This is a genomic window from Paenibacillus sp. G34, assembly GCF_056856875.1.
Map to the genome: position 1 here is coordinate 3,561,772 of NZ_CM166469.1, position 12,536 is coordinate 3,574,307.

Here is a 12,536-nt window from a genome sequence, read left to right on the forward strand (position 1 = left end):
CAAAACGGTGAAACCTAAATTAATCCATCTCGTATGATGAAGAATAGGCTTAATTCCGCGGAATCTAAATCTACTTTATGCAAACAACATCATCTTCTGATTATCTGATTCGAACAATTTGGTTATGCTCTATTGCATATACCTGATCAGCCACGTTCTCGATTAAACGTGCATCATGTGAGATGAAAACAATCGTGCCTTCATAGCTTTTCAACAAGTGCTCCAACGCTTCCATTGCAGGAAGATCAAGAAAATTGCTCGGTTCATCCATAAGCAAAATGTTGTATCGGCCAAGCAGTACCTTTGCCAGCTGCAACTTCATGACCTCGCCGCCGCTTAATACTTCCAACCGCTTGCGCACATCATCCTTAGAAAATCCGAGAGATGCAAGTACGGCTCGAATCTCCGGCACCTGATAGTCACAGTTCTCCTGTATGAATTCCATGACAACCTGATGGCGATCAAGTGTGTATGCATGTTGCGCAAGATAACCGATCTCTGCCCTAGGCGATAGGGTGATGCCTTGTTCACGATTCAAAATCATGTTAAGAAACGTTGTTTTCCCTGCACCGTTGGCACCGGTCAGCGCGATCTTTCCCCCCAGCGGGAATTGAAAAGAAGCGTTTTCCAAAACGACAGTATCACCAAATGCTTTGTTCATCCCTCTTCCTATTATCGGAAATGGATTGTGAAGTCCTAATGCATGACTCTGACGAAAGTGAATCGTTCGATTCAACTCCGGTGCTTGGACATCACCTAACGCTTCAATCCGTTGTTCCATATTTTTGGCGGCTTGATGAAGTTTCTTCTGTTTACTCCCGACAGATTTCTGATGGGCAAGTCGTCCGCCCTGATCAGAGCTATTTTTTCTTGCAGCCCCTTTCTCTTTCTTATCGATTTTCCGCGCCTGATTCCTTTTTTCAATCATCGCTTTTTCCAGCCGTTCTCGTTCGTTTACATATTGCTGATACTGGAGTTCTTGTTTTTTCTGTTTTTCGTTCTTTTGTGCCAAGTAATCGGAATATCCACCCCAATACTCGGTAATCTTCCCATCCTTAAGTTCCCAAATTTTATCAACCACCTGATCCAAAAAATACCGATCATGACTGATAACCAGCAACGCTCCCGTATAAAAAGAGAGCTGATGGATCAGGAAATGGATTGCCTCTGAATCGAGATGGCTCGTAGGCTCATCTGCAAACATGCCGTGCACTGAATTGGACAAAGCCTGAGCAATTTTCAGTCTTGTTTCCTGTCCGCCACTCATCTGATCAGCATCTATGCGGTTTATTCCTAGCTTACCCGCTAATGCATAATCCACTTCTCCCTGATCTCCGCCCTGCTCCATCTGCGGGATATAAGCAAAACTGCCGTTTCTCACCACTTTCCCATACGCTTCGGGCATTTCACCTAGCAATACTCTTAACAACGTACTTTTACCTGCTCCATTGGCTCCAACCAGGCCGATCCGGTCGTATTCATAAAGCTCCAAATGTTCAATATCCAATACTTCACGGCCCGAATATTCCACAACAATCTCTTCTGCTTTAATTAACAAACTCATTATAAGTTCCTCCTTCAAAAATCGCAGTTTACACGCTCGCAGGATGACCTGCGATTTAAGAAAGGGATTTTATATAAAGAAATACCAATGCATACGGTTCATAAGCCTCCTCTCCTTTTTGGCTACCCATTTGGGGGGATAATAAAAAAATGCAGATCCAAGCCCACTGTGGACTTAAATCTGCATTACTCACGTGTGAAGACACTTCGAATCAGCATAGCACAAATAAGCTACCCCAATCGAAACCTATGTCTTTCCATACGTAAAATAAGCAAATCAAAAAAGCCCACGATTGTGGAAAAATCCGCTTTTTTTGACCTGCTTATCAAAGACGCATGGAATGAGTCATAGGAACGAGCCTCCTCTTCTTTAAATTGAATTGAATTTTACCATGAGACTCTTCATGCGTCAACCCGGAACAAACACTTGTAAGGAAGCGATCAAAAAAGCCGCTAATCATTAGCGGCTTACATGTAAAGAACCTTTTTAAAAGTTTTAAAGAAACATCGCTATACTCTAAATCATGAACTTCGTGCTCACCGAGAGGCTATGCCCCTGCATCTTCAACCAGCATTTCAAGCTTCATCACATGTACACGCGAGATTCGCTTGTGTTCCGTCTCCTCAATAATAAACAGATATCCATCATACTCAACGGATTGGCCAATTTCAGGGGGAATTGCATCCACTCTGGAATATAACCAGCCGCCAATCGTGTCGTAATCCGTTCGATCCATCTCGATGCCGAATCGTTCACTGACTTCTTCGATCAGCATTAATCCGTCAATCGAGTATTCCAACTCATTCACTTGTTCAATAGTCGGACGCTCCTGATCGAATTCATCCTGAATCTCACCAACGATCTCTTCCATGATATCCTCAAGCGTGACCATGCCGGAGGTCCCCCCGTATTCATCGATCAGAACAGCAATTTGTGTTTTGCTACGCTGCATACGCTTAAGTAGATCGCTAATCAACGTGGTGTCAGGTACGGCCAAAATCGGACGAATGACGGATATGGTGTCTGTTAACTGTGATCGCATCAGATCCTTAATGTGAATAAAGCCGATAATATGGTCCTTGTCTCCGTTATATACCGGATACCGGGTACGCATGCTTTCGCTCGCAATCTCCATATTTTCGAGCATGGACTGATTGGCGTTGAGACAGATCATTTCCGTCCGCGGAATCATGATTTCACGGGCGGTTGTATCCGTAAAATCAAATATATTATCAACAAGTGCTAATTCAGTGTTATCAATTAAACCGCTCTTATTGCTTTCTTTCATGAGAATACGTATTTCATCTTCACTATGCGCTTCGTCCAGTTCTGACGCAGGTGCCATTCGAAACAGTCTAAGCAATCCGTTAGCCATGCCGTTCAACGCCCAGATGAAGGGGAACATCAACTTGTAAAAGAACGTCAGCAGCACCGCAGACCACAGCGTAATGGCCTCTGACTTGCGAATCGCCATCGTTTTGGGAGCGAGTTCGCCAAGGACAATATGCAAAATCGTAATAATAACAAAGGCAATGACAATCGATATGCCATGCACATATACCGGACCCAGTCCAAATGCAGTAAACATAGGCTCCAGCAGTTTCGCAATGACGGGCTCTCCCAGCCATCCGAGTCCAAGTGAAGCTAACGTAATGCCGAGCTGACAAGCTGACAAATACGCGTCCATATTGCGTATAATATTTGACGCATACTTGGCATTTTTATTACCCGCTTCGACCAAAGCCTCAATTCGGCTGCTCCGCACCTTCACCATCGCAAATTCTGCCGAGACAAAGAAACCATTCATCAATACCAGTAAACCAATTAAAATTAAACTCATAATACTCGGTAAGGGGTCACTCAAATGTTCTTCCTATTCGCCGTTATCGTTCGGCAAATAGGTCCACCTCCTTCGAAAATGTAGGATATTAGCCATTCTGCCGCTCATATGCAATTTCAACTTCCCAATGCTTCCACCTCCTGCTGTTTGTGCCTGAATAACAAGGATATGCTTCTTTTATTATATAATTCTACACTACACAGTCAATCCGTGTCCTATGACACTTAAAGCCCAAATCGACACAATTCGTTTACAAAAGTAGTGATTTCGCTGTTTTATTCACATTTTACGAATTCGTGCAATCCTTTAAATCTCACATAACGTCTTTTCAGCCGGGTTCCAACGCCAACTGGATTGATGATTTTTTCCAATAAGCAATCCGCCAACCCAATATTCCTTCTCACTCAAGATACTCCAATCCATTTCACCATTCAACGCCTGAACACCCAGTTCCGTCAACGACATCACAGCATCACGAAATGCTTGATCATACTGGTTATACTTCGGAAAACTTGCCGCTCCTGTCATTCGAATGAGTGCATGTGGACCTTCAGACATCCTTTTCAAATGTGCCCAGTATTCCAGATCACCCATGCCGAGCACATGCAACTTGTCTCCTACCTTACGAAACAGGTCATGCGGACGATGAATACCTGCTCTGATGGTTTCCAATGTGGTCTGTTCAATACTACCCAAGCCATTGGTTACGGATGGCAACCTGGACAGATGCGCCTCGAATGCTGCTTTTGCAAATGGGAGTTCATTCATTCCGGATTTTAAGTATTCTTGATGCAAACGAATGTCAGATGAACTGTACGCTTCCCAGAACTGTCTACCTGCCTCGAGTTCCTGTTTTTCAATGACATGCCAGTTGCCCGACAAACTTCCGATCTGCTTGGGAGTGAGCTGTCCAAGTCCCCTGAAATGCTCTACCTCGGGATACGAATCGATGCAAAGGAGATTCAGACGTATATTCTGTAGATCTTGTCCGCTAAAATAATGTAGCAAATAGGATAACATCGTTTGATCATAGAGGTCATACTCGAACCATAACACAATCTCTTTATACTGCTGTAACGAACGAAGCTTCTCTTCTAATGACTCAATTTGCAAATACATCTTCTGCGGTATGCCCAGTTCCTTTTCTAAAGCAACAGCACGATGCTCACGTGCGCTCCTGTCCGCCATAGCTGTAGTTACAGGACCATACGTGTACAATTCCCTCCAAACGAGAATGTCTCCTTGTATACCGCTTTCCCGTAAGCGATTGGCCGCATGATCCCCATTCATAATATGCAACATGCCTTTTCCTCCTTCATGAAGTTCATTGAACACGGATGCCAGATTTCGTATAGGCAGTGAACGCTTGAGTTTCGTTCGGGCATCAAACAGCCTTTTCTTTAATGCAGATACATTCACATCAAGAAAGTCCGATATTTCTTTAAGCGTGTAGCCTTGAAAATAAAACAGTTCAACCACAACTTGCATCGATGATGGCAACTGGGCAATTGAACGACGCAGCGTCTCCTGCAGTTCCTTCTGGATCGCCTGAGCTTCTGGATCACAGGTCTGATCTTCTTCAAGGAATACAGTCTCTACTTCTTGTATAGGAACCACCGAATGCCGCTTGCGTCTGAGCCAGCGATAACATTGCCTTTCAACAATGATTTTGAACCATCCCGGAAAAGCTTCCGGCTTCTCCAATTTGAACAGATTGGCAAAGGCTTCGGTAAACGCCTCCTGTACCACATCTTCTGCGCCATATGCATCCTGTAACTGCTGATAGGCCACGGCAAGTGCCATTCCTCGAAAATGCGTCACCAGTTGCTCATAAGCTTCCGTTTCTCCCTGTATTGCTCCTTCAACCCATGATTTCAATACTGCGGACTCCCTTCATCTGTCGTTCATTGCTGTCTGAGCTTGTATTTCTATTGCTTCACTTTTGTGTTCTCATATGTAAGTGCCTTGAACTCTTGATTAGGTTACTTTATTTTCGACTACAAATGCAAAAGCCGTCCTGTCTGCAGATGTGCACTGCATTCAGGACAGCCCATATTCCCGTATGTGTTATATCTAAGCTTAACTTAGGATTAAGCGGGATGAGATTTGATTAACGTCTGCTCGGCGCTTGCGGATAGTTGCCAACAACGCCCGGATATTGATACAGCAATGGCTCATCAAACGTTGCATAGTCGAAGTTAACCATCAGCAACATGATTCTTCTGCCTGTTTTAGGATCACTGATGATGATGTGGTCACGTCCAGCTGCTTCGATAATCCCTTGGAAAATACGAGCATTCCATTCTTTGTTTCCTTCGTATGTCATGTAGAATGTACCGAATTTACCCAGGTTTAAACGTAAAATATTTTCGATGTATGATTGCTCAAACTGTGGAGCTGTAGTGGAAACGACAGTTCCTGACGGTGTCATTGGGCTTCCACTGGATACCAGAGGCGGTACACTGGTCGAGCTTGGAGATACCATACCAGGTGATACCATACCAGGTGTTGGTGCCATCGACGGCATGCCATTACCGACTTTGTAAGATGTTCCCTGAACTTGAGAATTCGCTTGTGCTCCTAGCATCGAATTTGCTTGTGCGCCCAATACGGAATTGGCTTGCTGCCCCATAGTTTGAGTTGGTTGATAAGGTGTGTTAATCACGTTAATTCCTCCCTGAATATGAAAATTGGTAATGGATTAATAGACGTCCGGACAGTCTTCTCCTGTTGGACTAAAGAAACAATGCGCCTTGAAACGTCCCGTGTTGGGTTGGTTATACCACGTCGCTGGGCAATCTCCAACGGGCCGGAAAAACCATAACGAGTTACTTGCCGGCCAGAAACGCTCCCCGTTAATGACCCGTTGTGCGAGCCGAATCTCGGATTGTCTTGCCCGCTGATAGAAGTATCCCTTCTGCGTCGACTCAAAGCCCCCCGGATTCTGAAAGACCATGCGGTTCATATCACGGATGTTGCCAAAATCGAGACAGTCCGCCAGCACACGATTCACGCCAACATTGCCTACCAGCAACATGCCTTGTTCCCCGTCACCCTCGGCTTCTGCTCGCATTAGTCTAGCCAGGAGCTTGACGTCTTCCGAGTTGGTCTTAATTACTGCCATCGTCTGTTCCCTCCCTTGTAGCAGCTGTTCATCACCGTACATCGTATTGTGCAGGAGCCTATTCGGTGACACTATTCCAGATTTTTTCCATAAAAAAAGCCCGGAACCTCACGCAAGGTGAAGTCCCAAAGCTTATTTCTAACACGTCGTATGCTTTTCCAAACCTATAAACGCCATTACGGTTTGGCTTCGATCCAGTAATCATAGGCATGTACCAGATTACCTTTATACGCCTTATATTCAGAAAGCAGGTCGGGTAGTTTACTGAGCTGGCTTTCCATCTCCGCTGCTCCTTTTTCGTGAAATGAAATATGTGTACCTTCAAAATTTTCTTTCATTTCGACGGAAATGAGCAGTCGTTTACCTAGTCGATCTGCAATCTCCATTTCCTGACTCACAACTGCAGCGATCCCATTGGAACCTTCTGCTGTGTTACGAAATGCCATCAGTGATACATGGTCAAGCGTATCAATCATGAACTCGGTCACGGAAATCCCCTTGCCTGGCAACGGAAAAGTATCAAGCCACACTGCGAGATCCGCACTGGTTTCAAGGTTGCTGTCCTTCTTCGTTTCTTCTTGGAAATAGGCGATATTCGATGACCACTCGGTTAGTAGTGTATCCCGATTAGCCTCCCATTCGGGCAGCGTATACGGCTCAATATCCAGATGAATGCCCTTGAACCGCTCATCAGGTTCTACTTCGGCATTGTAATTTTTCACATAATCAATCAGCCGTTTGATTCGAGGACGATTTTCCTTTTTGCCCCAGATCGGGTGTCCCCCCATGGCATGAACTTCGATTCCTTGGGCTTTCGCTCTTTTTACAAAACTGCGGTAACTGGAGTAACGTTGATCCAGGTCAAGCCTTACGTATAACCAGTTGATCTTTTGCTGCTTGGCAAAAGCCAGGATGTGTTCGCCTCCATCATCCGTCACTTGTGAAGCCTCCCAAATATAGGTGCCGCGAATCTCCGGTGCACTTGCGGGCGGGTTCACAGGTTTTTCGGGCAACGATTGATCATCAGGCTCCAGCTCCCCCCAATACGTTAAATCATGTACAGCCGAACCGGCATAGGACTTATGCTCTCGGAATGCAGTTGCGACCTCTTGAAGAGCAGATTCCAGCTGCGAGGCGCCTTTGCCAGCAAAACTGGTAAACTCTTCACCAGGCATCGGCTTCGTATTTACGCCTACAGTAATTTTGGTGCCGCTCGCGTCCGCCCACTGCATTTCCTGTTCAGTCAAACGAATAATTCCGTTACTTCCTTGTGCATTATCACGGTAAGCAAGTAGCGTCACATGGTCTACATTTTGAATAAACCAGTGTGACAGCGCTTCGTTATCTGCATCTTCAGCAACACGATTGCCCTTGACCGTGTATGAATCGAGCCAGAAAGGCAAATCAACATTCACGGCTATTCCACCATCCTGTTTAGCCTGCTCCAGCACCATTTTCATATTGCTGATCCAGGACTGTACTAAAGGATTGGCGTCTTCCTTCCACGCAGGTAGCACGTATGGTTTAACATCCAGATGGATTGCATCAAAACGTTCGCTAGCTTGCACAGCCTGATTGTAATCCTGTACCCATGAAGTTAATCGAAGCATCGGACCCTCACGTCCTTGAACACCCCAGGAGGGATCGCCGCCCAGTGCCTCAATGGCGATGCCTTTACGATCCGCTTTGGCAATAAATGCCCGGTACACCTCTTTGGATATGGTCATGTCCACGTTTACATACAGTCGGTTAATCTTATGTTTAGCCGCATTCTCCAGCAGCTCATCTCCTGCACTTCTAACAGACTGTGCCTGCCAAACCCAGGCTGCCCGTATATCCACCTCTTCTGCTGTAGCAGGTGACTTGATCCCGATCATTATCATTCCTCCGATCAGTAATAACAGCCAAAATACTTTCCGGGATGTTTTCCCGAACATACACTCCCTCCATTCCTGTTCTGTTGTAAAATCACATTCATTATAGCAACCGACTTATCAAAAACAAATAAGCCCAAGTGCTTAACTTGGGCTTATTTCAACTTCGAGGAGCTTTAAAATACCGGCTACCGGTCGACGTCCCGGTTCTAGTCCTCATATATCATTTTTCGAGTCATACCGCCATCAACTACGAGATTAGTCCCTGTGACAAAGGTATTAGCAGGGTCGGACAAATACAGACAGGCCCTTGAAATATCCGATGGCACACCAACACGGCCAGATGGATGCTGCTCGTGGTCCACTGCTTTAAGTTTGGACACGTCTCCAGTCTCAATCCAGCCAGGACTGATACAATTGACCCGAATTTGGTCTTTACCAAGTGAGACTGCCATCGCATGTGTTAATGCAGTAATTGCACCTTTTGATGCGGCATATGCCTCGCTATTCGGCTCAGACATCATCGCACGAGTCGATGCCATATTTACGATGGCGCCGCCATGTTCATTTTTTTTCATATGCCGAGCCGCCTCCCGACTTGCCAGAAAGCAGCTTCTCACATTCGTATTGAGCACATCGTCCCATTCGTCAACTGTTAGCTCGTAGGGCGATTTCCACCGGGACACACCAGCATTATTCACCAGTACATCAACTTGTTTGAACTCTTTCACAGTGGTATCAAATAGCTGCTGAATATCTTGCTCTTTCCGTACATCACAATGTACAAAGATAGCTTCGCCGCCCTCATTGCGTATCGAAGCTGCCGCAGCTGCTCCCTCGGCTTCCTGAGAATCGGCAAGTACGACTTTAGCCCCGGCAACCGCGTAAGCTTCGGCAACGCTTCGCCCAATCCCTTGGGCAGCTCCCGTGACAACGACAACCTGATCCGTAAATGACATGACAATATTCCTCCTTTGGTATGATATCTGTTCTTTCATTTTTGTTTAAAATGATGGTTTCACGGTTTATGACTTATCGCTTTTGATTCACCCTATACCTATATACAAACAGGTTCACCCCATTAAGAAACGCTTGTCCTCCAGTCCGCCAAAAAAAGCTTACGCCACTTAGGCGCAAGCTTGCTCCATATTTAACCTCTTTTAACCTCGCAAACGCTCGGTATACAGGCGGTTCGTTCGTTCAAATCCAATATACCGCGTTCCCTTGAACGAGAGTCGCCCTTCGTCCCCCTCCGCACACATGCCATACTCTTCGCCATTTACTTTGAATTCCAAGCGATCACCGCTTTCCACTTCAAAGGTGACATAATACAATGTTCGTGCGGCAGTCGTGCTGCCGGATTCGGTAGGCGGCTGGCTCATCTTTACCCGTCTGCTGGTGATGCGAGAGTGTACAGTCAGCAGAGGCTCTGCATTATTACGCCCCCACCTCCATACTTCCTTGCCCATTGATAACAGCACAATACCCAGAATTAGGACAAATGCCACCGGAAAGACGGTTCCAAACAAATCAAACATCCAGGATGATTCAATGCCCATGTCTCTCCCCTCCGTTCATACACTTCGGACAGCCGGAGTCTTGACCCGTCTTCTGTAAATGTATATGCGGACGAACAGAGAACTTGTTAACCTGATGAAATATTTACATCGTATATCTCAGGCAGAACACTGAGGTTGTTTAGAAAATATTCCACGATCAACAATGCCTTTCCACACGATCAACAATACCCTCCCACACGATCAACAATACTTTTCCATTCAATAGAGCGGTTTATTTACGCAGATTTATCCAGTGAATCAGGCTGCGGCTCTATCACAATATAGGAGTGGTGACTGAAAGGCAGCCATGTGTTCCATAACGACTCCAGTTCATCTATACTAATCTTCCTGTTGTACTGTGCTTCATCACAATTCCGCTTGAAATCGAGTGATTCTGCCAAATAAAAGTGGGTTTCGTCATACCCGACCACAGGCACAAAGTGTAGAAATCTCCGGTCTGCATGAACCCTGATAAACAGGATGACAGGCACGCCGCGACTAATCTGCTTCCTTAACGTATTCATATTGCCACGCAAATACATGGCTGGATACCCCAGTTTTTTGAAAAAAACAATAATAGCTTTTGGATAAAATGTGCCATCCAATAGTTTGCGCGGATATGTTCGATACAGCTCATTTCCTTCGGATTCGATGCCAAAATGCCTTAGCACATATGCACTGGAAAAAGCAGCACATTCGACGTTCTTCTGTACTTCTGTCTTATTCGGAGCCTGAATGAAATATGTAGAGGGCACTTTGACATTGTACATATCATCCTTCTTCGGTAGGCTGTAATAGCGAAAAATCAACCAAATGATTGCTAGCCACAAAATAATATTGAATATCATTTCAAAACTTCCTTCTGCCCATCGCTAGACAACAAACTGTACGTCACAATGTTCTCATAATGATCATATAGCCACTGAGCCTGTCTGGATGTGCCTTCGTTTATAAATCCCATCTTCTCAGGAATGGCTCTGCTCTTGATGTTGTTCTCTGCACATTGAATAATAATTCGGTTTAACTTCAGTTCATTGAATAGATATGTACTCAATTCTTGAATCGATGTTGTGATAATGCCTTTCCCTTGAGCCGATTTCGATAAGAAATATCCAATGCTCGTCGCTTTGTTTTTCCAATCGATATAATGCAAACCGATCATACCCACCAACTCTTCGTTAAACCATACTCCTGCATCGAAACCATTTCTTTCTTCGAAGTTACGTGTCCACATTTCAATTACAGGGCCCAAATCGTCAGGAGATTGTCGTTTGTCAACCCACAACAGCCACTCTCTTAGAATCACTCGGTTCTCATCAATTAAGGAGTATAGTTTATCTCGATCTTGCGATTGTATTAGTTTTAACTGAATAGAATCATTGACTTGAAAAGGGAGCATGCGACCCCTCCGATCATCCATATATGATACGTTCTGAACGTTTTCGTCATACACATTCTAAACTTATCTACCAATTCTTCCTTATCCACTCTGCAATCTGTTTTGCAGCTTCCTCGGAAGACAGATCCGTTGTATCCACCGTTGGCATCGCCGGGTCAAAGGCTTTATCCGCGTTCTGTAACAACCAGCTCGCAAAATTGCGATGATCTTCAATCGCATTCTGGTCCCAGCCACGTGCTTGTAACCGCATCTCACGCGTCGCATCATCACAATGCAGATTCACATAATGAATACGATCAAATTGTTCGATATATTGGGAGGATGCAATATTTTCGGGTACCATCGTTCCGCATAGAACGGTACCTCTTCCGCTTAATGAGATACTATACGCAACTCGCAGCCAATTCTCTTTGGCAATCTGCCAATCGACGTTGTCGATGATATCCATATCAAAGACGTCAAATTCAGGCAAAAGCTCGCGCACATGTGATGCAACCGTTGTTTTGCCCGTACCGCTCGCACCTGTGATTACAAATAAAGGTAGTTTACTCATTAAAATGTTCCTCCTGTTGTGTTTTATACGCTCTAGTCTCGCTGTGAATCGCTAGATTTCAACTCCTCGGCCCTTAGGCCGTACATTACTCGATGTAGAAATCTCCCATTCAAAAACTCATAATCTCGCAGCTCACCTTCACGTTGAAAACCAAGCTTCTCAGGTATGGCACGACTTCTCCGATTGTCGGTTGCTGCACCAATCTCCACTTTATTCAAGCCAAGCTGCTCAAATGCGTGCTCCATAAGTACGCTGACTGCTTTCGTGATGAGACCATTTCCCTCATACTCCTGACCCAGCCAATAACCAATCTCAGCCTTCCTGTTTTCAAGGTCAATGTCACAATATCCAATCGAACCCGCCAGTTCACCTCGAAACCAGATCCCTAACCAGTATCCCTCCTCTCGCGCGTAACGCAGACGAGTTCGTTCAATGAAACCTGCTGAATCCTCTTCAGTCAAAGTCATGTCAGGAATCCTGAGCCAGGCTCCGAGATGTTCCCGGTTACGATCAATCAACTGAAATAACGCTGCTGCGTCATTGGATGTAAACAGCGAAAGGTACGCTGTATCCGTACCATCTAAGGTGTGCTTAAACATGTTGAACCCTCCCAGACGTTTATT

General features: G+C 45.2%; 12 protein-coding genes. All 12 read right to left on the minus strand.

Annotated features, from left to right (window positions below):
* Positions 1 to 100 precede the first annotated feature (100 nt).
* The 12 genes from abc-f to AC1VYS_RS16095 all read right to left on the minus strand — a co-directional run bounded on the left by abc-f (position 101) and on the right by AC1VYS_RS16095 (position 12,512).
* Positions 101 to 1,564 carry a ribosomal protection-like ABC-F family protein gene (gene abc-f / locus AC1VYS_RS16040; protein ID WP_482910534.1) on the minus strand — a complete coding sequence of 488 codons (1,464 nt, stop codon included), beginning with the start codon at positions 1,562 to 1,564 and terminating at the stop codon, positions 101 to 103.
* A 547-nt stretch (positions 1,565 to 2,111) separates the two neighbouring features.
* Entirely contained in the window at positions 2,112 to 3,404 is a 1,293-nt protein-coding gene (locus tag AC1VYS_RS16045) for a hemolysin family protein (RefSeq protein ID WP_482910535.1), read from the minus strand.
* 306 nt (positions 3,405 to 3,710) lie between these two features.
* The gene (locus AC1VYS_RS16050) at positions 3,711 to 5,282 is read right to left on the minus strand and encodes a sigma-70 family RNA polymerase sigma factor (RefSeq protein WP_482910536.1); all 1,572 of its coding nucleotides are present in this window, start codon (positions 5,280 to 5,282) and stop codon (positions 3,711 to 3,713) included.
* Positions 5,283 to 5,514: 232 nt separating this feature from the next.
* Positions 5,515 to 5,991 carry a spore coat protein GerQ gene (gerQ, locus tag AC1VYS_RS16055; protein ID WP_482915025.1) on the minus strand — a complete coding sequence of 159 codons (477 nt, stop codon included), beginning with the start codon at positions 5,989 to 5,991 and terminating at the stop codon, positions 5,515 to 5,517.
* A 114-nt stretch (positions 5,992 to 6,105) separates the two neighbouring features.
* Positions 6,106 to 6,528: a cell wall hydrolase gene (locus tag AC1VYS_RS16060; protein WP_251503986.1), complete on the minus strand. Its 423-nt coding sequence runs from the start codon at positions 6,526 to 6,528 to the stop codon at positions 6,106 to 6,108.
* 176 nt (positions 6,529 to 6,704) lie between these two features.
* Positions 6,705 to 8,465, minus strand: coding sequence for a hypothetical protein (locus AC1VYS_RS16065; protein ID WP_482910537.1), 1,761 nt, complete (start codon positions 8,463 to 8,465; stop codon positions 6,705 to 6,707).
* A gap of 146 nt (positions 8,466 to 8,611) precedes the next feature.
* Positions 8,612 to 9,361, minus strand: a complete 750-nt coding sequence (locus AC1VYS_RS16070; RefSeq protein WP_482910538.1) for an SDR family NAD(P)-dependent oxidoreductase — start codon at positions 9,359 to 9,361, stop codon at positions 8,612 to 8,614.
* Positions 9,362 to 9,562: 201 nt separating this feature from the next.
* A complete protein-coding gene (locus tag AC1VYS_RS16075; protein ID WP_482910539.1) occupies positions 9,563 to 9,961 on the minus strand; it encodes a DUF2500 domain-containing protein in 399 nt (132 codons plus the stop codon).
* Between the two features lie 236 nt (positions 9,962 to 10,197).
* Positions 10,198 to 10,809, minus strand: a complete 612-nt coding sequence (locus tag AC1VYS_RS16080) for a C39 family peptidase (protein ID WP_482910540.1) — start codon at positions 10,807 to 10,809, stop codon at positions 10,198 to 10,200.
* A complete protein-coding gene (locus AC1VYS_RS16085; RefSeq protein ID WP_482910541.1) occupies positions 10,806 to 11,360 on the minus strand; it encodes a GNAT family N-acetyltransferase in 555 nt (184 codons plus the stop codon). The genes AC1VYS_RS16080 and AC1VYS_RS16085 overlap by 4 nt, the downstream gene beginning before the upstream one ends.
* Before the next feature lie 67 nt (positions 11,361 to 11,427).
* Positions 11,428 to 11,913: an AAA family ATPase gene (locus AC1VYS_RS16090; protein WP_482910542.1), complete on the minus strand. Its 486-nt coding sequence runs from the start codon at positions 11,911 to 11,913 to the stop codon at positions 11,428 to 11,430.
* A gap of 32 nt (positions 11,914 to 11,945) precedes the next feature.
* Positions 11,946 to 12,512 (minus strand): GNAT family N-acetyltransferase, encoded by a 567-nt coding sequence (locus tag AC1VYS_RS16095; RefSeq protein ID WP_482910543.1) that lies wholly within the window; start codon positions 12,510 to 12,512, stop codon positions 11,946 to 11,948.
* Positions 12,513 to 12,536: the final 24 nt, after the last annotated feature.